This is a genomic window from Pantoea sp. A4 (assembly GCF_000295955.2).
Taxonomy (GTDB): domain Bacteria; phylum Pseudomonadota; class Gammaproteobacteria; order Enterobacterales; family Enterobacteriaceae; genus Pantoea; species Pantoea multigeneris.
In genome coordinates, this window is the sequence record NZ_ALXE01000002.1 from 1 (window position 1) to 24,419 (window position 24,419).

21 protein-coding genes are annotated in these 24,419 nt (G+C 53.6%); 15 read left to right on the forward strand and 6 right to left on the reverse strand.

All coding sequences use genetic code 11. The features are described from left to right. The 3 genes from B880_RS26970 to tcdA all read left to right on the forward strand — a co-directional run. Positions 1-223 (forward strand): hypothetical protein (locus B880_RS26970; RefSeq protein ID WP_036645059.1); only part of this gene is annotated, 223 nt, incomplete at its 5' end. Further along, entirely contained in the window at positions 220-1,368 is a 1,149-nt protein-coding gene (gene mltA / locus B880_RS0100735; RefSeq protein ID WP_017345469.1) for a murein transglycosylase A, read from the forward strand. The genes B880_RS26970 and mltA, both read left to right, overlap by 4 nt. A 46-nt stretch (positions 1,369-1,414) precedes the next feature. Continuing rightward, positions 1,415-2,215: a tRNA cyclic N6-threonylcarbamoyladenosine(37) synthase TcdA gene (gene tcdA / locus B880_RS0100740; RefSeq protein WP_017345470.1), complete on the forward strand. Its 801-nt coding sequence runs from the start codon at positions 1,415-1,417 to the stop codon at positions 2,213-2,215. A gap of 2 nt (positions 2,216-2,217) precedes the next feature. On the opposite strand, the gene csdE is transcribed toward tcdA, so the two are convergent. Together csdE and csdA are read right to left on the reverse strand one after the other, a co-directional pair. After that, positions 2,218-2,661 carry a cysteine desulfurase sulfur acceptor subunit CsdE gene (gene csdE / locus B880_RS0100745; RefSeq protein ID WP_017345471.1) on the reverse strand — a complete coding sequence of 148 codons (444 nt, stop codon included), beginning with the start codon at positions 2,659-2,661 and terminating at the stop codon, positions 2,218-2,220. A 1-nt stretch (position 2,662) separates the two neighbouring features. Next, positions 2,663-3,871: a cysteine desulfurase CsdA gene (gene csdA / locus B880_RS0100750; RefSeq protein WP_017345472.1), complete on the reverse strand. Its 1,209-nt coding sequence runs from the start codon at positions 3,869-3,871 to the stop codon at positions 2,663-2,665. Between the two features lie 207 nt (positions 3,872-4,078). Between csdA and B880_RS0100755 the strand changes: the two genes are divergently transcribed. Further along, on the forward strand, positions 4,079-4,300 hold the full coding sequence (locus B880_RS0100755) for a YgdI/YgdR family lipoprotein (RefSeq protein ID WP_017345473.1): 222 nt from the start codon (positions 4,079-4,081) through the stop codon (positions 4,298-4,300). Positions 4,301-4,368: 68 nt separating this feature from the next. On the opposite strand, the gene B880_RS0100760 is transcribed toward B880_RS0100755, so the two are convergent. Next, positions 4,369-5,712, reverse strand: coding sequence for an MFS transporter (locus B880_RS0100760; RefSeq protein WP_017345474.1), 1,344 nt, complete (start codon positions 5,710-5,712; stop codon positions 4,369-4,371). A gap of 76 nt (positions 5,713-5,788) precedes the next feature. After that, a complete protein-coding gene (locus tag B880_RS0100765) occupies positions 5,789-7,174 on the reverse strand; it encodes an MFS transporter (RefSeq protein WP_017345475.1) in 1,386 nt (461 codons plus the stop codon). Between the two features lie 949 nt (positions 7,175-8,123). On the opposite strand from B880_RS0100765, the gene B880_RS0100775 reads away from it, so the two are divergent. The 7 genes from B880_RS0100775 to etfB all read left to right on the forward strand — a co-directional run bounded on the left by B880_RS0100775 (position 8,124) and on the right by etfB (position 17,169). After that, a complete protein-coding gene (locus B880_RS0100775) occupies positions 8,124-9,269 on the forward strand; it encodes a GlxA family transcriptional regulator (protein ID WP_017345477.1) in 1,146 nt (381 codons plus the stop codon). A gap of 206 nt (positions 9,270-9,475) precedes the next feature. Continuing rightward, on the forward strand, positions 9,476-10,453 hold the full coding sequence (locus B880_RS0100780; protein ID WP_017345478.1) for a dipeptidase: 978 nt from the start codon (positions 9,476-9,478) through the stop codon (positions 10,451-10,453). A gap of 2 nt (positions 10,454-10,455) precedes the next feature. Beyond that, entirely contained in the window at positions 10,456-10,986 is a 531-nt protein-coding gene (locus B880_RS0100785; RefSeq protein WP_017345479.1) for a DUF5943 domain-containing protein, read from the forward strand. A 133-nt stretch (positions 10,987-11,119) separates the two neighbouring features. After that, positions 11,120-13,183: an oxidoreductase gene (locus B880_RS0100790; RefSeq protein ID WP_017345480.1), complete on the forward strand. Its 2,064-nt coding sequence runs from the start codon at positions 11,120-11,122 to the stop codon at positions 13,181-13,183. A 14-nt stretch (positions 13,184-13,197) separates the two neighbouring features. Further along, a complete protein-coding gene (locus tag B880_RS0100795; protein ID WP_017345481.1) occupies positions 13,198-15,159 on the forward strand; it encodes a (Fe-S)-binding protein in 1,962 nt (653 codons plus the stop codon). Beyond that, a complete protein-coding gene (gene etfA / locus B880_RS0100800) occupies positions 15,159-16,397 on the forward strand; it encodes an electron transfer flavoprotein subunit alpha (protein ID WP_017345482.1) in 1,239 nt (412 codons plus the stop codon). The genes B880_RS0100795 and etfA overlap by 1 nt, the downstream gene beginning before the upstream one ends. Further along, positions 16,384-17,169: an electron transfer flavoprotein subunit beta gene (etfB, locus tag B880_RS0100805; RefSeq protein WP_017345483.1), complete on the forward strand. Its 786-nt coding sequence runs from the start codon at positions 16,384-16,386 to the stop codon at positions 17,167-17,169. The genes etfA and etfB overlap by 14 nt, the downstream gene beginning before the upstream one ends. A gap of 112 nt (positions 17,170-17,281) precedes the next feature. Here the strand turns inward: etfB and B880_RS0100810 are convergent, their stop codons facing one another. Both B880_RS0100810 and B880_RS0100815 read right to left on the reverse strand, forming a co-directional pair. Beyond that, positions 17,282-18,430 (reverse strand): Fic family protein, encoded by a 1,149-nt coding sequence (locus B880_RS0100810; protein ID WP_017345484.1) that lies wholly within the window; start codon positions 18,428-18,430, stop codon positions 17,282-17,284. A gap of 230 nt (positions 18,431-18,660) precedes the next feature. Next, positions 18,661-19,926: an aromatic ring-hydroxylating oxygenase subunit alpha gene (locus B880_RS0100815; protein ID WP_017345485.1), complete on the reverse strand. Its 1,266-nt coding sequence runs from the start codon at positions 19,924-19,926 to the stop codon at positions 18,661-18,663. A 362-nt stretch (positions 19,927-20,288) separates the two neighbouring features. On the opposite strand from B880_RS0100815, the gene B880_RS0100820 reads away from it, so the two are divergent. From B880_RS0100820 to rlmM, 4 genes are all read left to right on the forward strand, one after another. Continuing rightward, entirely contained in the window at positions 20,289-21,419 is a 1,131-nt protein-coding gene (locus tag B880_RS0100820) for a hybrid-cluster NAD(P)-dependent oxidoreductase (RefSeq protein ID WP_017345486.1), read from the forward strand. A gap of 346 nt (positions 21,420-21,765) precedes the next feature. Next, complete coding sequence (locus B880_RS0100825) at positions 21,766-22,683, forward strand: transcriptional regulator GcvA (protein ID WP_017345487.1); 918 nt, start codon at positions 21,766-21,768, stop codon at positions 22,681-22,683. A gap of 52 nt (positions 22,684-22,735) precedes the next feature. After that, positions 22,736-23,131 carry a DUF423 domain-containing protein gene (locus B880_RS0100830; RefSeq protein WP_017345488.1) on the forward strand — a complete coding sequence of 132 codons (396 nt, stop codon included), beginning with the start codon at positions 22,736-22,738 and terminating at the stop codon, positions 23,129-23,131. Next, on the forward strand, positions 23,124-24,224 hold the full coding sequence (rlmM, locus tag B880_RS0100835; RefSeq protein ID WP_017345489.1) for a 23S rRNA (cytidine(2498)-2'-O)-methyltransferase RlmM: 1,101 nt from the start codon (positions 23,124-23,126) through the stop codon (positions 24,222-24,224). Before B880_RS0100830 ends, rlmM begins: the two co-directional genes overlap by 8 nt. Positions 24,225-24,419 lie beyond the last annotated feature (195 nt).

The window sequence follows — 24,419 nt, forward strand, 5'->3', positions numbered from 1 at the left end:
CTGCTCCACCCCGCGTCCGTGGATGCGCACTATACTCTGCGAGCGCGGCGATGCAACTTTTTTTTCCAGTAAATTCGTAAATTTAGCGGGAAAAGCGGGTTTTAGCCGTTTTTTGATTATTAATTATACTGCCATGCACGGCAGCAACAGGGACGCATTCCTTTCTGACTGCCCCTTTGCTATCGTCGCGGCTGGCACGCCTTCTTATATGAGATTGCAATGAAAGGACACTGGACGAAGTATGTACTTACTGGCGCTGTAATTGCGCTGCTGGCTGGCTGTAGCTCCAGGCCTACCGATCGCGGCCAGCAATATATAGACGGAAAACTGGACCAGCCACTGGCGCTGGTTAATCAGCCGAATGCCAAAGGCCGCCCCGTGAATGGCAAAGATTTTAGCGACCAGGTGCGACAGATTCAGTACGCTGCCACCGGGTTATTTGGCCGCAATACCGGCACCTACAGTGCGGTAGAAAACTGGCTGCTTTCCGGCGGTGATACCCGTCAGCTGCGCCAGTTCGGTATTAATGCCTATCAGATGGAAGGAACGGATAATTACGGCAACGTGCAATTTACCGGTTATTACACCCCGGTGGTTGAAGCACGCTATACCCGACAGGGTGAATTCCAGTATCCGATCTACCGTATGCCGCCACGCAAACGTGGGCAAAAATTACCTAGCCGCGCCAGCATCTACAGCGGTGCACTGAGCGATAACTATGTGGTGGCTTACAGCAACTCGCTGATTGATAACTTCATGATGGATGTGCAGGGCAGCGGCTATGTGGACTTCGGTGACGGACAGCCCCTGAGCTTCTTTGGTTACGGTGGCAAAAATGGCTGGGCTTATCACAGTATCGGTAAAGAGCTGATCGATCGTGGTGAAGTGAAACGCGAAGATATGTCGATGCAGGCGATTCGCCAGTGGGCGCAGGAGCACTCACCGCAGGAAGTGCGGTCACTGCTGGAAACCAACGCCTCGTTTGTCTTCTTCAAGCCGGAAAATTTCGCTCCCGTGCGCGGGGCCAGCGCTGTGCCGTTAATTGCGAAGGCCTCGGTCGCCTCCGATCGCTCGATTATTCCTGCCGGAACGGTGCTGCTCGCAGAAGTGCCGCAGTTGAATGCGAAAGGCAAATTCAACGGACAGTATGAAATGCGCCTGATGGTCGCGCTGGACGTTGGCGGGGCCATTAAAGGCCAACACTTTGACATCTATCAGGGGATCGGGCCGGATGCGGCACACCTGGCTGGATTCTATAACCACTATGGTCGTGTCTGGGTACTGAAATCTGCCCCTGGCAGTGGTCAGACGCTGTTCAGTAACGTGCAAAGCGGTAATAATGGCTCAATGTTATTAGGTTCCAACTGATTCCTGACTGCGGGCCTGCGCGCCCGCTCACGTTATAAGGTTTGTTATGGCTGTGGTTAATGACGCCTGGCGGCAACGCTTTGGCGGCACCGCGCGTCTGTATGGGCAAGACGCGCTGCAACACTTTGCAGATGCCCATTTCTGCGTTATTGGTATTGGCGGCGTTGGCTCATGGGCCGCTGAAGCGCTGGTGCGCACGGGGATTGGTAAAATTACCCTGATCGACATGGATGATATCTGTGTGACCAATACCAACCGCCAGATCCATGCGCTCAAAGAGAACGTGGGTAAAGCCAAAACGGAAGTGATGGCGGACAGGATGCGTGCGATCAATCCCGACTGCGAGATCATCTGTATTGATGACTTTATTACGCCAGAAAACACCGCTGAGCTGCTGTCTGCCGGGTTTGACTATGTCATTGATGCCATTGACAGCGTGCGCCCCAAAGCGGCCCTGATCGCCTGGTGTCGACGGAATAAAATCCCGCTGATCACCACCGGTGGCGCGGGTGGACAGATCGATCCGACCCAGATTCAGGTCGCCGATCTGGCAAAAACGGTGCAAGATCCCCTGGCCGCGAAACTGCGTGAGCGGTTGAAAGCGATGGGTGTGGTGAAGAACAACAAGGGTAAGCTCGGCATTGACTGCGTCTTCTCCACCGAACACCTGGTGTATCCGCAGGCAGATGGCAGCGTTTGTGCTTCCCGTGCCACGGCGGAAGGGCCAAAGCGGATGGACTGTGAATCGGGCTTTGGGGCAGCCACTATGGTGACCGCCACCTTTGGTTTTGTCGCCGTCTCTCACGCACTGAAAAAGTTCCAGGCGCGGTTAGCGCGCAAAGCCTGAAACTATGCCGCTGCGCGTGCGGCGGCATGTACCGCTTCAGCCAATGCTTTTAATCCGCTACTGCGTGAGGCGCTAAGCTGAGCGCGTAGCCCAAGCTGGTCAAACAGTTGCAGCGGGTCTTGCGCCAGCAGGGCCTGTGGCGTCTGGCCTTCAATCGCAGTAAGCAATACCGCCAGCAATCCGCGTACAATCCGCCCCTCACTTTCACCATAAAAATGTAGGGTTCCGTCGCTGCGTTTTTGGCTTCCCAACCAGACCCGGTTTTCACAGCCGCTTAGCTCAATCTCCGGTGTTTTTAACGCTTCGTCCAGCGGCGGAAGCTGTCGGCTCAACTGGATGAGTTGACGATAGCGATCCTCCCATTGGTGAAAATGGGCAAATTTCTCCTCAAGCCCCGCGCGGGTGATCAGGTCGCCAAACGGGTGCTGGCCAATCTGCTGTGACATGTTAAAACTCCGAAAGCAATTCCACCGTGCTGCGCATGGCGCGTACCAGCGCATCCACATCCTGGAGATTATTATAGGGGGCGAATGAAGCGCGTAGCGTGCCGCTAACGCCGAGTGCCTGCATCAGTGGCTGGGCGCAGTGTTGCCCAGCCCGCAGCGCAATGCCATGCTCTGCCAGCAGGGTCACGATATCGCTGTGATGAATACCGGCAATCTCAAACGCCAGCAGGCTCGACTGACCAGAGCGGAAGCTGCGAAAACCGCTGATTTCCGCCAGCTGCTCTTCAGCAATGCTCGCCAGCTGCTGACACCATAGTTCTGCCTGCGGCAAATTGTGTTGTTGCAGCCAGGTCAGTGCGGCGCTCAACCCCACCACGCCTGCGACATTGGGCGTTCCGGCTTCAAAGCACCAGGGAACGGGCTGCGGGGTAAAGCCAGAGAAACTCACCTCGGTGAGCATTTTCCCGCCCCCTTGCCACGGTGCCATTTCAGCCAGCAGCACTGCGTTGCCATACAGCACGCCGATGCCCATCGGGCCGTACAGCTTGTGGCCAGAAAAGGCATAGAAATCAATATTCAGGGCGGCAACATCCGGGGCATGGTGTACCACGCCCTGAGCACCATCCACCAGGACTTTGGCACCCACGGCATGTGCCTGCGGGATAATCTGCGCCAGATCCGGACAACCGCCAGTGACGTTAGACATCTGGCTCACCGCGACCAACCGGGTACGCGCATTGAGGAGCTGTGGCAGCAGCGTCATATCCGGCAGATGATCCTCGCCCAGTGGCCATTTCACCACGCGAGCCTGACGCGCGGCGGCGACCATCAGCCACGGCACCAGATTGGCATGGTGCTCCGCTTCACTCACCAAAATTTCATCCCCTGGCTGCAAACGCGGTAACAGCCAGCTATTGGCCACCAGGTTGATCGATTCGGTCGTGCCGCGTGTCCAGATGATCTGCCGGGCATCGCCCGCGTGCAGGAAGTCCGCCACCTGTTGCCGTGCCTGCTCATAGCGCTCAGTCAATTCACGCGCGGCAGCAAACTGACTACGATGCACAGTCCCCGCGCTCAGGCTATAGAACTGCTGGGTGGTATCGATCACCACCTGAGGCTTCAGCGCCGTCGCGGCGCTATCGAGGTAGACACCTGCATCGGCCAGGGCAGGAAACTGCTGACGAAATGCGCCAGGATTGAAAAAGGTCATGCCGGACTCGCTTTCTGTTAACCAGGACCAGACCGAAAGCTGGGTTTCAGCCTGGCAAAGATGGAAAAGCGCGTTATGCTAATTATTGCAAGGTATTAACCAATACCCGCATAACGCGTCGACATTTGCAGTCGATCTCTCTGTTTTCTGCTGTCAACCAGCGAAATGCGGGTGGTTTTGTGCAATCAATCTGTAAGGAGATAGAAGATGAAAAAACTCGTCGCAGTGCTGGCTGTCTGTACCATGGCCTTTACCCTGGCTGCTTGCTCCAGTAACTATGTGATGCACACCAACGATGGTCGAACCATCATCGCTAAAGGCAAGCCGCAGGTAGACTCAGATACCGGTATGATCGGCTATAAAGATGCCAATGGCAACAAGCAGCAGATTAACCGTACTGATGTGAAAGAGATGGTTGAGATGGATTAAGGCATTCACTGCTTATCACTGAATCTTGACCTGAAGCGCCCTGATGGGCGCTTCGTGACCCCCTCCCGTTAATTCACCGATGCGCGCCCGCGATGACGTAATTTCTCCTGCACATCGGGCTCATCCTGTAGCGAAATGCGAGACGTTTCAGGCAGTGCCATACCGCCTGACATAGCCAGTAATGCCACCAGAATCAGATAGAACGCCGGCGCCAGGCTGCTGCCGGTCAAACTGATTAACCAGGTGGCGACTAAAGGCGCCGTACCGCCAAAAAGGGTATAGGCCAGGTTGTATGTAATGGCTGAAGCCGTATAGCGAGCCCGTGTCGGGAACACTTCAGACAGCAGCGCCGCCGTGACCACTCCGGATAAAACCGCCCCTGTTGCCAGCAGCAAGACGCCAAAGATTGCCGCGCCAAGATGACCACTGTTTGCCAGCCAGTAAGCCGGATAGACGGTGAAAATGACCCAACAGCCGGTGAGCCGAATGGTTTTTCGCCTGCCGATGCGATCACAAAGTGCGCCAGCCAGCGGGCAAAGGGCGGCGGCAAACAGCAGCGCCAGGGTAGAGACCAGCAGTGACTGGGTACGGCTAAAGTGTCCTTCCAACTGGAGGTAGGTGGAAAAATAGGTGTTAAACATATAAAAACTCAGTGCGGTCAGTGAGATAAACGCACCGAGACGCAGAATATTGCCCCCTTGATGACGCACGGTTTCTGCCAGCGGTGAGTGTGGTGCGCTGTGATTTTCTGACAGCGTGGCACGGAATGCTGGCGTCTCTTCCATGCGCAGACGCAGATAAACCCCGACCAGCCCTAATGGTGCGGCAATCAGGAAGGGGATGCGCCAGCCCCAGAGGCTCATCTGTTCAACGCTGAGCACGGCATCCAGCGCATAGGTCAGCACGGCCGCACAGGCGAACGCTGTAAAGGTGGAAACGGTGATAAAGCTGCCGTACCAGGCGCGCTTGTGATTTGGGGCGTGCTCCATCACGTAGGCGCAGGCACCTGCGTATTCGCCACCGGCGGAGAATCCCTGTAAGCAGCGGGTCAGCGTCAACAGGATCGGTGCCCATAACCCAATGCTTTGATACGTCGGTAGCAGGCCAATCACGGTGGTCGCAGCGGCCATCAGCAGCACGGTAAGGGACAGAATACGTTTGCGTCCCAGTTTGTCCCCCAGCATGCCACAAACTATGCCGCCGAGTGGACGCAGGGCAAAAGCCACAGCGAAGACGGCAAAGGTCTGTAATAACGCGGCATGGGGCTGACTCGCAGAAAAAAACTGTTGGGCGATCAGCGTGGCAAGGAAGCCATAGACAGCAAAATCAAACCATTCAACAAAATTACCGATGGCGGCAGCTGTGGTGACTTTACGTAACGTCGCGGCGGATGTTGATGCTCTGTTTTTCATGGCGTAGTTCCCGGTGTGGAGAGAAGCCATGACCGGTCACGCATCATGGCTTAACAGACAGCATTGAATGGAAGGGTTACGGCATCTCTTTTACGCGTTGTGTGGTAATGGGTTCATTCGAGTTAGCAGGAGGCGTGTTACTCAGCGAAGCCGCATCGTTGAGATCCATCTTGTTGGTTTCCGGTGCGAGGATGAAGGAGACCAGCAAGCCGAAGAACGTAATGGCGGCGGAGATATACATCGTCACTTCAATCCCCTGGGTCTGGAGTGAGATGGGGACCAGCCAGGTGCCAGCGGCAGCACCAATACGTGACATGGAAATACCAACACCGACGGCAGCAGCACGGATTTCCGTTGGGAAGATTTCGTTGGGATAAACCAGCGTCAGCACCTGCGCACCACCAATAAACAGCGCGTAAGCACTGAACAGCAGCAGCACAACCACCGGCGAGGCATCGTGCTGCCAGCCTAGCAGCAGCAGGGCGAGGCCAGACCAGAAGAAGCTGTGCAGGATCAGATTACGCCGCCCCAGGTAGTTAATGAGTGAGGTCGCGAGAATGCACCCGGCAACGAACAGCAGGGTAATAATAATGGTGCCGATAGAGGCCAGTTCGCCGGTCACGTGGAGTGCATCCAGCACGATGGGCCCAAAAGCGTAGACCGCGAACAGGGGGATCACGCCACAGGTCCAGAACAGGCTGACAAACGCCATGCGTTTACCATAACCAGAGTGCAGCAGGTTAATAAACGAGAGTTTTTTGCGCGGTTCTTCAGCAGGTAAATTTGCGACCCCGTACTGCGCGCCATAGGTTTTTTTTATCACCTGCTCAGCTTCAGCAATGCGGCCTTTGCCTAACAGCCAGCGCGGAGACTCTGGCGTCCCCAGGCGCAGACAGAACAGGATCAGGCCAAACAGTGCCGCACTGGATATCACCCAGCGCCAGGCATCATCCCCACCATACCGGAGGATCAGTTCGCCAATAATGTACGCGGCCGCCGCGCCGACGAACCAAATAATGGTGATCCCCGCCAACCTTGGGCCACGATTTTTCTTTGGCAGGAATTCCACCAGAAACGCGGAGGCAACCGGATATTCAATCCCCACTGCCACGCCCAACATAAAGCGGTAGATGAAGAGTTGCATGCCACTTTCAGCCCAGAGCTGGAGCAGGGAAAAAATAATAAACAGAGCGGGACCAACAAAATAGAGCAGGCGGCGACCTAATTTATCCGTCAAAAACCCACCTAAAAAGCCACCAAAAAATATTCCGATGAGTGCTGATGAGGCCACAAGCCCCTGCCAGAAAGCGTCCAGGCCTAAAGCGACGGTGATTTTTGCCATGACGATGCCAATAATACTTAATACATAACCATCAACAAAAGTACCGCCCGCCGATCGCACAGTCAGTATTTTGTGAAAACGGTTAAGCGGTAGATCTTCAATAGATAGATGTCTCGACATTGTTCTGATCTCGAATTGAAGTGATGAGGATCAAAGTCAGAAAATTACCATGATGATTGCCGGGAGAGATTATTCCTTCGGTTTTATATCGAAGGGTTTTAATCCACCAAACATGAGCATTGTAATTGTCTGTCTTTAATCGTATGCGGTTTTCTTTATTGTGATCGATCTCTCTTTTAATTGTTGTTTGATGTTCGGTTAGCGTGGTATCCCTTTTTTCAGGATGCATGATTATTAATTGTCCGGTGTGAAAGGATACTTGCATAAAGTTTTACAGCGATCAACACGGTTTCGACGTAAGTGCAGGGCAAAATGGGATGAATCGGAAGTGTTAACAGAAGCTTTCATAATAAAACACCTTTAATTCAATGTGTTATGGCGTGTATTTTTTGGTCATATGATTTTTGTTTATAAAAAAGCGCTAATATCCACACTTCGGCTTATTACCGTAAAAGGTAATGAAATCAGACAGTGAAAAAGAAAATGCTTTTGATTTATATGGTGATTTTTAAAACCTCTGGCGGGTTTTTGAATAAAGTGATGACGCAATTAAAACAGCCTAATCTTGCCCTCTGTCGTTTTTTGACATTCAGAGGTCGCTTTTTTCATTTTTATGTTTTCGTAATGTCATATTTTATTACTTTGACGCTAACGGATGAAAGTCGCTTCTGGGTAGTCTCTCCGCTGTATTTTTGATCAAATTGTCGCCACGTGGGAAAATGTGAGCTGCGTTATATATTGCCCTATTATTAAGCAATCTTTGCACTAAAACAGTGCTGAAAGTCAGATTGCCGAAGCGATAAAACATTATTTATTGTGTGCCATCACGAATCTAGTAGCTTCGCTTGACAGTGGCATATCAATTGCTACAGATTTTCACGGCAGAGAATCATAATGTTACAAACCCGATTTTATCAATTTTCGGTAATACATTTAGAGGGTTGTGCTCATGCTCGAGACAAATACTGCATTTCAGACGACTGCAGATAAACCCAAAGTACGCAATGTCGGTTTTTTACTGATTAGCAATTTTACTATGATGGCGCTGGCGGCGGCGGTTGAACCTCTGCGAATGGCAAACCAGCTCAGCGGCAAGGAGTTATACAACTGGTGCACCATCAGTGAGGACGGTAACCAGATAGCCGCGAGTGATGGCATCTCCATTACGCCTGACAGCGCGATGCTGGAATCACTGACGCTGGATGTGCTGATCGTGGTGGGCGGGGTAAACATCACCCGCAGCTACAGCACCCGACAAATCAGTTGGTTACAGGCGATGGCACGGAAAAAAACGCTGCTCGGCGGCGTCTGTACCGGGCCATACCTGCTGGCTGAAGCCGGACTGTTGGATGGCTATCACTGCAGCGCACACTGGGAATGTATTGCCTCGATGCAGGAGCTTTATCCAAAAGTGATCTGCACTAACCAGTTGTTTGTGATTGAACGCGATCGCATGACCAGCAGCGGTGGCACGGTGCCGATGGATATGATGCTGCATCTGATTCAGCGTGATTTTGGCTACAAACTGACCACCGCCATTTCCGAGATGTTTATTTGCGATCGGGTACGCGATCAGTCTGACTATCAGCGTATTCCGCTCCGTCATGTGCTTGGTACTACCCAGCCAACGCTGGTGGAAGTGGTGTCACTGATGGAAGCGAACATCGAAGAGGCGATTGAGCTGGACGATCTGGCCAAATACGTTGGCCTGTCACGCCGCCAGCTTGAGCGCCTGTTCCAGAAGTATTTGCACTGTTCGCCTTCACGTTACTACATGAAACTCCGGCTGTTCAGGGCGCGGCAACTGCTCAAACAGACCTCGCTGTCGATCATCGAAATAGCCCTTGCCTGTGGGTTTATCTCTACGCCGCACTTTAGCAAATGCTATCGCGAATATATCGGCATCCCACCGCGTGAGGAGCGCAAGGGAAAGGGGAACCGGGATGAGGACAAAAAATTCTCGCAGCTCATCATCACCGACTTGCCTGGCCTTGCCAGCAAAAATGAAGAGTCGCTTCTCTCTCTGTCGCTGCGCGTACTGGGTGAAGCCCGCTACGAACCTACTTATGGTTCGGTCCCGTTACCGCTGACCTGACCCAAATTTTTCCTCTGGTTGTGTCGCAAAAGAGCTTGCCGATCAAGGCAGGCTTTTTTTGTCCTGAAGCCGCGTGATTACTGGGCTGGCAAAGCTGCGTTTCCAGCCAGCAGAGTGACGTTTTCAGAACAATTTCCCCCTGTGGTTAATCCTATGCTGTCAGCAATGAACAACGTCGCGGGCAAACAGATTCAACGGGAGAGACTATGAACGCAAGTGAACTGCACAATGATGCGGTGGTGATCGATGGGCTGGTGATTGCAAAGTGGGACCGGGAACTGTTCGTCGATATGCGCCAGGGAGGGATCACCGCAGCGAACTGTACCGTGTCGGTCTGGGAAGGGTTCCAGAGCACGGCAAATAACATTGTCGCGATGAACCAGCTGATCGCAGAGAACAGCGATTTGGTGACTAAGGTCCAAACCACCGAAGATATTCGCCGCGCCAAGCGTGAAGGGAAAACCGGGATTTTGTTCGGCTTCCAGAATGCCCATGCTTTTGAAGATCAGCTGGGCTACGTCCAGTTATTCAAGGAGTTGGGCGTAGGCGTGGTGCAGATGGCCTACAACACACAAAACCTCGTTGGCACCGGATGCTACGAACGTGATGGCGGTTTATCCGGTTTTGGGCATGAAGTGGTGGCAGAAATGAACCGCGTCGGCATGATGTGTGACCTCTCACACGTGGGCGCGCAAACCTCGAAAGAGGTGATTCTGGCCTCGAAAAAACCGGTGTGTTACTCGCACTGCCTGCCGACCGGGTTAAAAGACCATCCGCGCAATAAATCAGATGAGGAACTGAAGTTTATTGCGGATCGCGGCGGCTTTGTTGGCGTCACCATGTTTACCCCTTTCCTGAAAAAAGGCATTCACGCAACGATTGACGATTATGTCGAAGCCATTGCCTACATCTTTAATCTGGTCGGGGAAGATCAGATTGGGATCGGAACTGATTTTACCCAGGGCCACGGTCAGGACTTTTTTGAATGGCTCACCCATGACAAAGGCTATGCGCGCGAACTGACGCAGTTTGGCAAAATTATCAACCCGGAAGGTATTCGTACCTTAGGCGAGTTCCCTAATTTAACCGCTGCGCTGTTACGCCATGGTTTCACGGAGAAACAGGTGCGTAAAATTATGGGTGAAAACTGGATGAATATTCTGGCTGAAGTTTGGGGAGAATAACAATGCCTTCACATGCACCGGAATTACCCATTAATGTAGACAGTGAAACAGGCGTATGGACCAGTGATGCGTTACCCATGCTGTATGTGCCGCGCCACTTCTTTGTCAATAATCACATGGCGATTGAAGAAGAAATAGGGGCGGAAAAATACGCCGACATTTTGTATAAGGCAGGGTATAAATCCGCCTACTACTGGTGTGAAAAAGAAGCCGAGCTGCATGGTATTCGCGGCGAAGCGGTGTTTGAACACTATATGAAACGCCTTTCTCAACGTGGCTGGGGATTCTTTATTACCGAAGCGATTGATATTGAGAAAGGCACTGCGCGCGTTCGTCTCGAAAACTCCGCCTTTGTTTATCAGTATAGCAAGGTCGATCGCAAAGTCGATTATATGTTTACCGGCTGGTTTGCCGGGGCGATGGATCAGGTCGCACAAAGCCTTGGTTTTAAAATATCCACGCGTGCCGTGCAGACACAAAGTGCGGCTGAGCATGGCAAGGATGTCGGTATTTTTGAAGTCTCACCACTGTAAATGTTCACCCGGCGTTATACGCTGAATTTATTTCTCTGCGTATAACGCTGTCGCTCTATTTAAATCCAGATAAGAAAAGGCAACGTAAAAATAAGTTGCCGGAAATACTTTCGTCTTCATTTAAGGTGCAGCCATGTCACAGTTTGATCTTCTGTTTCAGCCGTTGAATATTAATAAACTCACCATCCGTAATCGCATTGTCAGCACCGCACATGCAGAGGTGTATGCCACTGATGGCGGCATGACGACCGATCGCTATGTGAAATATTACGAAGAGAAAGCCAAAGGCGGTTGTGGCCTCTGTATCTGCGGCGGCTCCAGTGTAGTTTCGATTGATAGCCCGCAAAGCTGGTGGAGTTCCGTTAACCTCAGCACCGATCGCATCATTCCCCATTTCCAGAATCTGGCGGACGCTGTACATAAGCACGGCGGCAAAATCATGATCCAGATTACCCACATGGGACGGCGTTCACGCTGGGACGGTGAAAACTGGACGCACCTGATGTCTCCTTCGGGCATCCGTGAACCGGTGCACCGTGCCACCTGTAAAATCATTGAAGAAGAGGATATCTGGCGCATTATTGGCGACTTTGCCCAGGCGGCCAAGCGGGCAAAAGCGGGTGGACTGGATGGCGTAGAACTCTCGGCTGTGCACCAGCATCTGATCGACCAGTTCTGGTCGCCGCGCGTGAACAAACGTACCGACCAGTGGGGCGGCAGCTTTGAAAACCGGATGCGCTTTGGTCTGGAAGTGGTGAAAGCCGTGCGCGCCGCCGTGGGCCCCGATTTTGTGGTCGGGATGCGTATCACCGGGGATGAGTTTCACCCGGACGGTCTGAGCCATGACGACATGCGCCAGATCGCCGCCTACTACGCCGATACCGGCATGATTGACTACCTCGGTGTTGTCGGCTCGGGTTGTGATACCCACAACACCCTGGCAAACGTGATCCCCAATATGAGCTATCCCCCGGAGCCGTTTTTACACCTTGCTGCGGGCATCAAGCAGGTGGTGTCCATTCCGGTGATCCACGCGCAGAACATTAAAGATCCCAACCAGGCACAGCGTATTCTGGCGGCGGGCTACGTCGACTTTGTCGGCATGACGCGTGCGCACATTGCCGATCCCCATCTGATCACCAAAATTAAGCTCAATCAGGTCGACCAGATCCGTCAGTGCGTGGGCGCCAACTACTGCATCGATCGTCAGTACATGGGTCTGGATGTGCTGTGCATCCAGAATGCGGCGACGTCGCGTGAGTATCTCGGGCTGCCGCATATTATCGAAAAGACCACCGGGCCGCTGCGCCATGTGGTGGTGGTGGGGGGCGGACCGGGTGGATTAGAAGCCGCCCGCGTGGCTGCTGAACGTGGTCATAAAGTCACGCTGCTGGAGCGGGCTCAGGAGCTGGGCGGCCAGGTGGTTACGGCTGCTAAAGCACCCCAACGCGATCAAATGGCGGGTATCACCCGTTGGCTGGCGATGGAGCTAGCGCGCCTTGGCGTCACTGTGCAGCTGGGCGTTGAGGCGGATGTCGCGATTGTTAACGACCTCAAACCCGATGTCTGCATTCTCGCCACCGGCGGTCGCCCGTTCCTCGAACAAAATCCCGAGTGGGGTGCAGCGGAAGGGCTGGTGGTCTCCACCTGGGACATTCTTAATGGCACGGTTGAGCCGGGTAAAAATGTGCTGATTTATGATGCTATCTGCGAATTCTCCGGCATGTCAGCGGCAGATTTTCTGGCCTCAAACGGGTCGCTGGTGGAACTGGTTACCGGCGATATCAAGCCAGGAGTGGGCATTGGTGGCACCACGTTCCCGACCTATTACCGCAGCCTCTACGAGAAGGCGGTGATTATGACTGCCGACCTGGCGCTGGAAAAAGTCTATCGCGAGGGCGATAAGCTGGTGGCGTTGCTGGAAAACGAATACACCGGCCAGCAAGAGGAGCGAGTGGTGGATCAGGTGGTGGTGGAGAACGGCACCTACGCCAATGATGAACTCTACTTTGCCCTGAAAGCGGACTCACTGAACAAAGGGCAGATTGATAACGAGGCGCTGTTTGCGTTGCAACCCCAGCCGATTCTCGCGACAACAGAGAAGGGCATGATTCTGTGGCGCGTGGGTGATTGCATCTCCCAGCATAACGTCCACGGTGCAATCTATGATGCGCTGCGGCTGTGCAAGGACTTGTGATTAAGGAGCACAGCATGATACTCGATCAATTACTGCCGCTGTTGCTGGCCGCCGCGCTGGTGTTAGTGGTGGCTGGTGTAGTGAAACGCGTTAGCCTGTGGCGCAGAGGCCGGCCGGAAAAAGTCAGGCTGCTACGCGGCCTGATGGCGATGCCGCGCCGCTATATGGTGGACTTACACCATGTGGTCGCGCGGGATAAATACATGAGTAATACCCACGTGGCTACTGCGGGTGGCTTCGTGTTGTCACTGGTTTTACTGGTGGCGATCCACCTGTTGGGCATCTCCAACTGGGTGCTGAATGTGGCACTTTCAGCCGCCTTAGTGATGATGTTTACCGGCGCCGTGTTTGTCTATCGTCGCCGTCGCAACCCGCCATCCCGCCTTTCCAAAGGGCCGTGGATGCGTTTGCCGAAAAGCCTGCTGATGTTTGCCTTTAGCTTTTTCATCACCACCTTGCCGCTCTCTGCGGCCGTCTCCTCTGATGTTGGCCGTTGGGCGATTTCCATCCTGCTCGTCGTGGGGATTATTTGGGGGCTCGGTGGGCTGGTGTTCAGCATGAGCTGGGGCGGCCCGATGAAACATGCGTTTGCCGGAGCACTCCATCTGGCTTTTCATCGCCGTCCTGAGCGTTTTGGCGGCGGCAGATCCACCGGACTGAAAGCGATTGATTTAGCGGCACCGAAGTTGGGGGTGGAGCAGCCAGCCGATTTCAAATGGAATCAGCTGTTGGGTTTTGATGCCTGCGTGCAGTGTGGCAAGTGTGAAGCGGTTTGCCCGGCGTTTGCGGCGGGGCAGCCGTTGAATCCGAAAAAGCTGATTCAGGATATGGTGGTCGGCATGGCGGGCGGCAGTGATGCAAAGTTTTGCGGCAGCCCCCATCCCGGTATTGCCGTGGGGAATGCCGTCGGCGATGCGCATCAGCCGATAGTCGGCGGGCTGATTGCCCCTGAAACGCTGTGGTCCTGTACCACCTGTCGCGCCTGTGTGGAAGAGTGCCCGATGATGATTGAGCACGTGGATGCGGTGGTCGATATGCGCCGTTTTCAGACGCTGGAGAAGGGCAGCACGCCAGGCAAAGGCACTGAGGTGCTGGAAAATCTCATCTTCACCGATAACCCAAACGGTTTTAACCCGCAGCATCGTACCCACTGGGCAGCCGATCAGAACTTGCCATTAATGAAACAGGTGAAAAGCGCGGACGTGCTGTTCTGGGTTTCCGATGGGGCATTTGATATGCGCAGTCAGCGGATCCTGCGTGCCTTTGTGAAAATCCTCAATGCCGCGGGTGTGGACTTTGCCGTGCTGGGAGATGAAGAGGCGGACAGTGGCGATATGGCGCGCCGTCTGGGCGACGAAGCCACGTTCCAGCGTCTGGCGAAACGCAATATTGCTACGCTGAGCCAGTACCAGTTTAAAACCCTGGTCACCACCGATCCCCATGCGTTTCACTGCCTGAAAAATGAGTACCTTGATTTTTATCCCGCCGGGGAAAAACCAGCATTTGAAGTGCTGCATCACTCCACCTTTATTAACAACCTGGTGAAAGCACAGCGGCTACGTCTCAACGCCAGCAAAGGCAGCAACGTCACGTATCACGATCCCTGCTATCTGGGCCGCTACAACGGTGAGTATGCCGCACCGCGTGAGCTGCTCGCCAGCCTCGGCATGACGTTGGTTGAGATGGAGAGATCCGGTTTTCGCTCCCGCTGTTGTGGCGGCGGTGGCGGTGCGCCGATCACTGATATCCCCGGCGAACGACGGATTGCGGACATGCGCATGGACGATGCCCGACAGACCGGTGCTGAGCTGATTGCCGTAGGCTGCCAGCAATGTACTGCGATGTTAGAGGGGGTAGTAGAACCGCGTCCGGTGGTGAAAGACATTGCCGAGCTGGTGGCTGAAGCGCTGACCATGGCGGAGCGCCAGCAGCGCGAGAGCAGCCGTCGCATCGAAATAGCCGTGGAGATGGCCTGATGAATGACATTATTCGCAGAGATCCCCGGCGGGAGTGGATTATCCGCAACCGCCTGCACCCGCAGCACCATGAAGTCACGATGAACGTCATGACATTGCGTGGCGCTTCCGGCGTGCTGCGCAAAAACCCGCATGTGTTGGGGTATATCGGCCCTAACGGCATTAAACGTATTGATCGGATGAACGTTATCGCGCCGCAACAGATCCCGGCTCGGGGCGTGGCCCGCGCGGCCGAAGCTCGCGAACTGCCGCTGCATCGGGTAGATCAAGCCGATTACTACGTGGCGGTGGTGCCGGACATGGTCGGTGGACGCTTGAGCAGTCACGATCGCGATGCGATTGGCCAGGCGCATGCGTTAATCCGCCAGGCCGGGGGTGCAGGCGCGGTGTTAGTAATTGTGTTTGCGGAACACCGTGAAACGCAGTTTGCTCAGGCCGGGGTTGATCGGTTGATGCTGATCAACGGCAGCGAATATGCCGGATACAGCCCCGAAGCGCGAACTCAGGTGCTGGCACAGGTGGAGCAGGAAATTGCACCACGCTACTGGCTGTTCCCGGACAGCATCTCCGGCGGCTTTGAGCTGGGTTGTCGCCTGGCCGCGCGCATCGGCGAACGGCCAGCCACTCAGGCATGGAAAGTGGATACTGAACAGACGCTCTGTCGTGGCGCGGCAGGTACGCAGGATATTGCCCGCATGACGCCGCGTGTTTTGCTGCTGGCGGAAGAGTGTGCCGATCACATTGATGAGACGCGTCATGAAGTGTTACCGCTGGCGCTCTCCAGCACCACGGCGACACGCGCACGGATTATTGATGACGGGCCGGTTGCAGTTGATCCTAATGCCGTGGCGCTGAGCGAGGCGGAATTTATTCTCTCCGCCGGTAATGGCGTGCATCACTGGGCGCAGTTCCATCAGACCGCACAGGCGCTGGGGGCCACCGAAGGGGCGAGTAGGGTCGCGGTGGATAACGGCGATATGCCGCGTTTTCGTCAGGTGGGGGCTACCGGGACTTGGGTTACGGCCAGAGTGTATGTGGCCGTGGGCATCTCCGGTGCCGTTCAGCATCTGCAAGGCATTGGGCAGTGCGACAAAGTGATTGCCATCAATACCGATATCAGCTGTGACATGGTGAAGCGTGCGGCGCTGAGTGTGATTGCGGACAGCGACGAAATTCTGGCAGAACTGCAGCGACTGGTGCAGCAAAATCGTAAGGAGGCGTTGGATGATGCAGCCTGATAATTTCCGCATTACGGCGTTGATCTCAGTGGGTAAACATCCGGATTCCGGGCGCGATCGCCGTGCGGAACAAGATGCACGCGCGGTAGAGATGGCGCTGCGTCTGGCCCCGCAGCAGCTGGAAGTGTTGCATGCAGGCGATGTCGAAACGCCCGCGTTGCGCGCCTATGCCGGCATGGGCGTGAAATCTCTGCGAGTGTTATCAGTCGGGGAATCCGCCGATGCGGTGCCAACGCTGGTGGATTATCTCCAGCGTAAACCGCCCGATATCATCCTCACCGGTAAGCGGGCTGAGCAGGGCGAGTCTTCCGGTATGCTGCCGTTTCTGTTGGCGGAGCAGTTGGGCATCCCCCTGGTGATGGGGATTGCTGAGATTGTCCGGGTTGAGGGGGGCGAAGCGCAGGTGCTTCAGGCTTTACCGCGCGGGCAGCGTCGTGCGTTGCGCGTTCCACTGCCGTTTATTGCCAGTGTGGATATGGCCGCCAGCGTGCCGCGCCAGAGTGCTTTCGGCCCTGGCAGCCGGGCCATCTTCGCCTGTGAAACCGCGCAGGTGATTGCAGAGGATGAAACGCGGGCTGCGTGGCAAGTCACTGCTGCGCGTAAACGACCAAAACGGATGAAAGTGGTAAAGGCCAAAACCGCTGCGGATCGCTTTAAAGCGGCCACAGCGAAAGCTCAAAGCGAAGGGGGAAAGGTGATGCGCGATGAGCCAGTTGAGAAAATGGCGCAGGCCATCTATGACCTGTTACTGGAGGAAGGGGTGTTACGCTGAATAGCTTATCTTGATAGCCCTTTTTTCTACCTGAAGTTGATATTTCATAGAACGCAGCGCACGAACAGGTATTGATCGGTATGCGCTGCGCTCGAGCATGACTCTCCGTTAGTCATTCCCGCAGAAGTTCTACGTATCGATAGTACTCGTAACTTCTGTGTCGGGCCCTGCCGGAAGTTTCAACCAATACGCCAGCCTCAACCAGACTTTTCACCGCTGCATTTGCTGTTGGATAAGTGACTTCCAGCAGTGTAACGGCTCGATCAACGGTCAGCTTAGGCATTGTCGGTAAAAATTCGAATAGACGGATGCTATGAACGGATGTCGATTTAAGAGATAGCATCCTTTTTCTGTCATCCGCAAAAAGAGTGGCTATTTTGATGATACCTTGTTGCGCTTCTTCGGCTGAAAATGTGACTGCTTCCAGGAAAAAGGCAACCCATTGCTCCCAATTTCCGTTGGTCCGTATATCTGTCAGACACTGATAATAATAACGCTGGTGCTGTTTCAAATACCCTGAAACGTATAACAGTGGCTCATTCAGAAGCTTCCATTCTTCTAGCAGCATAGCGATAAGCAAACGACCGATGCGTCCGTTGCCATCCAGGAAAGGGTGAATGGTTTCAAACTGAGCATGAACAAGGGCGATGCGAACAAGAGGTGGTAGAGAAGGATTGGGGGCGTGAATGAATTTCTCCAGGTCAGATAACAACTCTCCAACATTTTCCGGCGGTGGCGGAACATAGGATGCATTTCCTGGCCTTGTACCACCGATCCAGTTTTGCGTCGTTCTTACTTCACCTGGTTGTTTCGTGGTGCCCCGAACGCCGGATAATAGTACCTGATGAGCATTTTTTAGCAGGCGAACACAAACGGGCAAACCTGAAGGAGAGCTCATCTGATCGTGAACAAACTTATACGCTTGTAGGTAGTTAGTGACCTCTTCTACATCATCAACATTCGTGACAGAAAGCCCGGCCTCTTCATCAAAAATATCTGTCAGGGTAGCCTGTGTGCCTTCTAACTGCGAAGTTAGCAGGGCTTCCTTACGAATAGCGCTGTAGACAAGCCATTCGCTCGACGATACCAGCCCTGACATGCCAGACAATCTTGCCAGTGATTTTTCCGCTTTTTCATTCAGTTCAATGAAAGATGCTGGATCGAGCTCGGGTGCAGAGGGGGGTAAAGGGAGCGGCATAAATGCGCTGACAGTTTCATCATAGCTAGTGGTTTTGAGGATTTGACCGGATACACGCTTCATAAAAATCCTTTCATTATGTCCCTGGTTATTAAAAAAACATTTAATTACTCCGGGGGCTATTAAAGCATTTTTTAATAACGTATGTGTTATTAAAAAAATTTTGCTTTCATAACGGCATGACATTCCGCAAATCGTTGAGCATGTGTGGGGGGGTAGATATTTGATTTCATAGGGATTAAGAAAGGAATACCGCAGAAAATCAGAGCCAGGCGTTGCCTGGCTCTGTGCTGTCAGGGGTGCAGATTTTTCAGGACGATGTCACTGTACCAGTCAATAAAGTTGATCACGCCGAACTCATGGGACTCGGAATAGGGGCCAGGACGATACCCCATGGAGTTGATGCCACGTTGGTTTTCCTCACCCAGTACGCGGTCCTGATCGTTAGTGGCATCCCACACTTCGCGCAGGCGCTGAGGATCGTAATCCACCCCTTCGACGGCATCTTTATGCACAAACCACTTGGTGGTTACCATGGTTTCCTGGGCGGAGATCGGCAACACGCGGAACACAATAAAGTGATCGCTCTGCATGTGGTTCCAGGAGTTTGGCAGATGCAGGATGCGCATCGAGCCCTGGAAATAGCTGGTAAAGCGGCCCAGTAATTTGCCCGATCCGGTGCCGCCGTCAATGGTCATGACTTTGGCTCCCTCTTTTAACGGCATACGCACAATGCGGTTACGCAGGCCAAAACTGCGGTGACGATGTGGAATGCCCTGTTCATCCCACTGCGCGGCGTGTTTGTTGTAGTAGTCGAGGAAAGACTGCGGTGCGCGTGGGTCATTGATATCGTCCCACTCCAGCAGGGAATTGAGCAGCTCAGGATGGCTGCCCGCGCAGTGATAGCACTCGCGGTTGTTCTCAATCACCAGCTTCCAGTTGGCGCGTTCGTACATATTCGACTCAACCGCCAGCTTGGTATTTTCGACGTCATACGGCTCCATGTACTCTTCCAGCGTCAGCAGGAAGTCATCGAAATCAGAAACCGGTGCGGACTCCGCCAGGCAGACAAAGATAAAGCCGCCGGCTGTTTTACAGTGCGCACGCTTCAGGCCGTGCTGTTTCATATCGAAACCTGGATTGGTCTCCGATCCGGCAAACAGCAGATTGCCTTTCAGGTCATAGGTCCACTGGTGGTAAGGGCAGACCAGGTTAGCGACCTTACCGCGCTCTTTAGAACACAGGCGCGAACCGCGATGGCGACAGGTGTTGTGGAAGGCAGAGATCTTCCCTTCGCCATCTCTGAGGATCAGTACCGGGTTTTGGCCAATTTCAACCGTGAAGTAGTCACCTTTTTTCGGTATTTCACTGCTCATCCCGACGAAAAGCCACTCCTTCTGGAAGATCTCCTCCATATCTACACGAAACAGCGCAGGGTCGTTATACAACCCCTGTGCCAGAGAGTAGTTAGGCTGGCGCTGCTCGAGCAGCTCAGTGGTTTTCTCTCTCGCCTCGTCAATGCTGGTACAGCTGATATTCAGAAAATCGATATTGCTCATAATGGCTTTCTTCTCGCGCGGGTGAACGAAAATTGTGTTTGTGTGCAACACATTCGGATGTCAACCAGGCCCCAGCTGTGCGGGAAACCAATGCCGCAGTTTAGGTGTGGGTAACTGTTAAGCTGAATGCTGCACTGATTCAAATCTTGCGAATGTTCTACCTGCGACATCGATCCCCTCAGTTAAAGACGCTGCCAGCAAAGCACGAACCTGTAAGCGCTGTTTTAGGCATTTCCATGTCGTGAATAAACAAATGCCCAACCGGGGATAACACCAGAATTCCAGCTATTGGCCACATTGTCTGGCCGCACTGGAGAGCCTCCTTTGGCTTTTCATTTCCTCTACCCGAGACAGGAAATGCCATGATGAGCACGCAAGACATTACAATACTGAACCCGAGCTCTTTTGAACCCGTCACCACGCGAACCTGGAGCAACGGGCGTCATGCAGTGCGGTGCGTCAAGGTGATACAGGAAACCTGGGACGTGAAGACCTTTAACTTCATGGCTGAGCAGCCAGCGATCTTCTTCTTTAAACCGGGCCAGTTTGTCACCTTAGAGCTGCCGATCGAGCAGGAGACCATTTTCCGCTCTTACACCATCTCCAGCTCGCCTTCGGTGCCTTACAGTTTTTCTATTACCGTGAAACGTGTGCCGGGTGGTCTGGTCTCAAACTGGCTGCACGATAATATTCAGGAAGGGATGGAGCTGGCGGTACACGGCCCGGTGGGCCAGTTTAACTGCATCGATTTTCCCAGCCGCAAGGTGCTGTTCCTGTCGGGGGGCGTGGGCATTACGCCGATGATGTCGATGGCGCGCTGGTATTTTGATACCAGCGCCGATGTGGATATGGAGTTTGTCCACAGTGCCCGTACCCCGGAAGACATTGTGTTCAAGCGCGATCTGGAAAACATGGCTGCGCGTATTCCCAGTTTCAAACTCAGTCTGGTTTGCGAGCGCTACACTTCGGGCCAACACTGGAGCGGCTATCGCGGCTTTTTCAGCTACGCCATGCTGGAGATGATTGCGCCTGACTACCGTGAGCGAGAAATTTTTTGCTGTGGCCCGACCCCTTACATGAATGCAGTGAAGAAAATGCTGCAAGAAGCGGGCTTTCCGATGCATCGCTACCATGAAGAGTCGTTTGGCGCGACCCCGGCACCCGCCAAAGAGCAGGCTAAGCAGGAAGCCGAGGAGGCGGAAACTCTGGCGGATGCGTTAGAAACCGCCGATCTGAATCTGGTCTCTTTCGCCAGCCACGGCAAAAGTGTGCAGATTGCACCGGGTGAAACCATTCACGCCGCTGCGGCAAAATCAGGTATTACCATCCCGAAAGCCTGTGGCATGGGCATTTGTGGCACGTGCAAGGTGAAGTGCATGGAAGGAGAGGTGGAGATGAACCACAACGGCGGTATCACCGATGAGGATGTTGAAGAGGGGTATATCCTTTCGTGCTGTAGCGTACCGCAGGGTAACGTGGTGATTGAAATCTAGTCGTTGGGTGATTTCAGGGCAAAAAAAAGCACCGCAATCGCGGTGCTATGTAAATCACTTTGGACAGACAGGGTAAATCTACAGGAATTAAAAGCTTGATCCGTAAGCTGTCGGATCAAAATGCAAACACAACATCACGACCACAAGCCAAAAATCCCCAGAAAGTCTGCGAGATAACTCGCAATTCCTAAAAATTTTTCGTTCCGGCTCAGGAAGTGCGGCAACTATAGGTATTTGCTGGAGCTTCCTCAACGGACAATTTATAATGTCTCGGATTAAAAAAACTAATACGGATGCCTCTGTTATAAGCAAACGTATTGTGGTCTTTTCCCGGATGCGGTAACCCATGTCGAAACGCCTTCCCCCGCTCAATGCTCTGCGGGTTTTTGATGCAGCTGCGCGTCATTTGAGCTTTACTAAAGCCGCTGAAGAGCTGTTTGTTACCCAGGCTGCTGTCAGCCATCAGATAAAATCTCTGGAAGATTTTCTCGGTCTTAAGCTGTTTCGGCGGAGGAATCGTTCGCTATTACTCACCGAAGAAGGTCAAAGCTACTATTTGGATATCAAGGAGATTTTCTCTGCCTTGAATGATGCAACGCGCAAATTGCAGGCGCGGAGTGCCAAGGGTGCCTTGACGGTGAGCTTGCTGCCAAGCTTCGCGATTCAGTGGCTGGTGCCGCGCCTTTCTAGCTTTAATCTGGCTTATCCGGGGATTGATGTGCGTATCCAGGCGGTTGACCGTGATGAAGAGAAATTGGCGGATGACGTCGATGTGGCCATTTTTTATGGGCGCGGCAACTGGCCGGGGCTGCGGGTGGAGAAACTGTACGCAGAATATTTGCTGCCGGTATGCTCACCAACACTGCTGACCGGCGAAAATGCGCTGAAAACGCCAGCCGATCTGGGCAACTTTACCCTGTTGCATGATGCCTCCCGACGGGACTGGCAAACGTATATCCGCCAGCTCGGCCTGCAACATATTAATGTGCAGCAGGGGCCGATCTTCAGCCACAGTGCGATGGTGTTACAGGCGGCTATCCACGGGCAGGGCATCGCTTTAGCCAACAATGTGATGGCGCAAACGGAGATTCAGGCCGGCCGCCTGGTTTGTCCTTTCAATGATGTCTTAGTCAGTAAAAACGCTTTTTATCTGGTTTGTCATGACAGCCAGGCAGAACTGGGTAAAATAGCCGCCTTCCGACAGTGGATTCTGGCAAAAGCGGCGAATGAACAAGAGACGCTGCATTTCCGTTACGATCATTAGTCTGGTGCGTTCTGTACAGTGACGTGCAGTGAAATACCTTGAGGAAAGTCTGATGTCCAGTCGTGCAATGTTTATCTTTGCAGCCATCAGCGGCTTCGTGCTGGTGGCCTTTGGCGCTTTTGGCGCTCATGTGCTGAGTAAATCACTCGGTGCAACCGAAATGGCGTGGATCCATACCGGTCTGGAGTATCAGGCCTGGCATACCCTGGCCATTATCGGGCTTGGCTCGGCGATGTTACGCCGGGCGAATATCTGGTTTTACTGGAGCAGCGCCCTGCTGGCATTAGGCACGGTACTGTTCAGCGGCAGCTTATACTGCCTTGCGCTATCACATCTGAAGGTGTGGGTGTTTATTACGCCAGTAGGAGGAATGTTCTTCCTGATTGGTTGGTTAGTGATGTTAGTTGGCGCTTTGCGTCTGAAACAAAGGGCCGATCGCCATGAATAAAGTATTACTGTATTGCCGTCCTGGATTTGAGAAAGAGTGTGCGGCAGAAATTACGGCAAAGGCCACGGAGCGTGAAGTCTTTGGCTTTGCCCGCGTCAAAGAGAACTCCGGCTACGTGCTGTTTGAGTGCTATCAACAAGAAGACGCAGAAAAACTGATTAAAACCCTGCCGTTCGCCGAGTTGATCTTTGCGCGCCAAATGGTGGTGGTGGGTGAATTACTGCGTGATTTACCGCCAGAAGATCGCATTACGCCAATTGTCGGCATGCTGACCGGCGTCGTAGAGAAGGCGGGTGAGCTGCGCGTTGAAGTACCGGATACCAATGAAGCCAAAGAACTCACCAAGTTCTGCCGCAAGTTGACCGTACCGCTGCGTGCCAGCCTGCGTGAGAGCAAAATTCTCCTGAACTATGAATCGCCGAAGCGCCCCGTAGTGCATGTGTTCTTTATTGCACCCGGCACCTGCTACGTTGGCTACTCACTGACCGGCAACAATTCGCCGTTCTATATGGGAATTCCACGTCTTAAGTTCCCGTCGGATGCGCCAAGCCGCTCTACGCTGAAACTGGAAGAGGCGTTCCACGTCTTTATTCCCGCAGATGAGTGGGATGAACGCCTGGCGAGCGGTATGTACGCGGTGGATCTCGGCGCATGTCCGGGCGGTTGGACCTACCAGCTGGTAAAACGCAGCATGTGGGTCTACTCCGTCGATAACGGTCCAATGGCACCCAGCCTGATGGATACCGGGCAAGTGACCCACTGTCGTGAAGATGGCTTCAAGTACCGTCCTGCCCGCAACAACATCAGTTGGCTGGTGTGTGACATGGTGGAAAAACCGGTGCGAGTGGCGAGCCTGATGACCGAGTGGCTGGTGAACGGCTGGTGCCGTGAGGCCATCTTCAACCTCAAGCTGCCAATGAAAAAACGCTATGAGGAAGTGACGCAAAACCTGGCGATGATCGATGCCGCGCTGAAAGAGCAGGGCGTTAATGCGCAGATCCAGGCGCGCCAGCTGTATCACGACCGCGAAGAAGTGACCGTGCATGTGCGCAGGTTGTGGGCAGCTGTGGGCGGCCGTCGCGACGAACGCTAATCCTGCTTCATACTTTGCACTACAGCTGCGTTGGCAGCGCTTGCTCACCCCGGTCACATACTGAAGTATGCTCCCGGGGATTCCCAAGCTTGCCAGCCTTGCTGTAGCACAAATTATTTTGCAGGAACGTACGGTGCTCTTAAACGAAAGCCACTGAGAAATCAGAGCGATGCTTAGCACCGCAGGTGCGTTGGC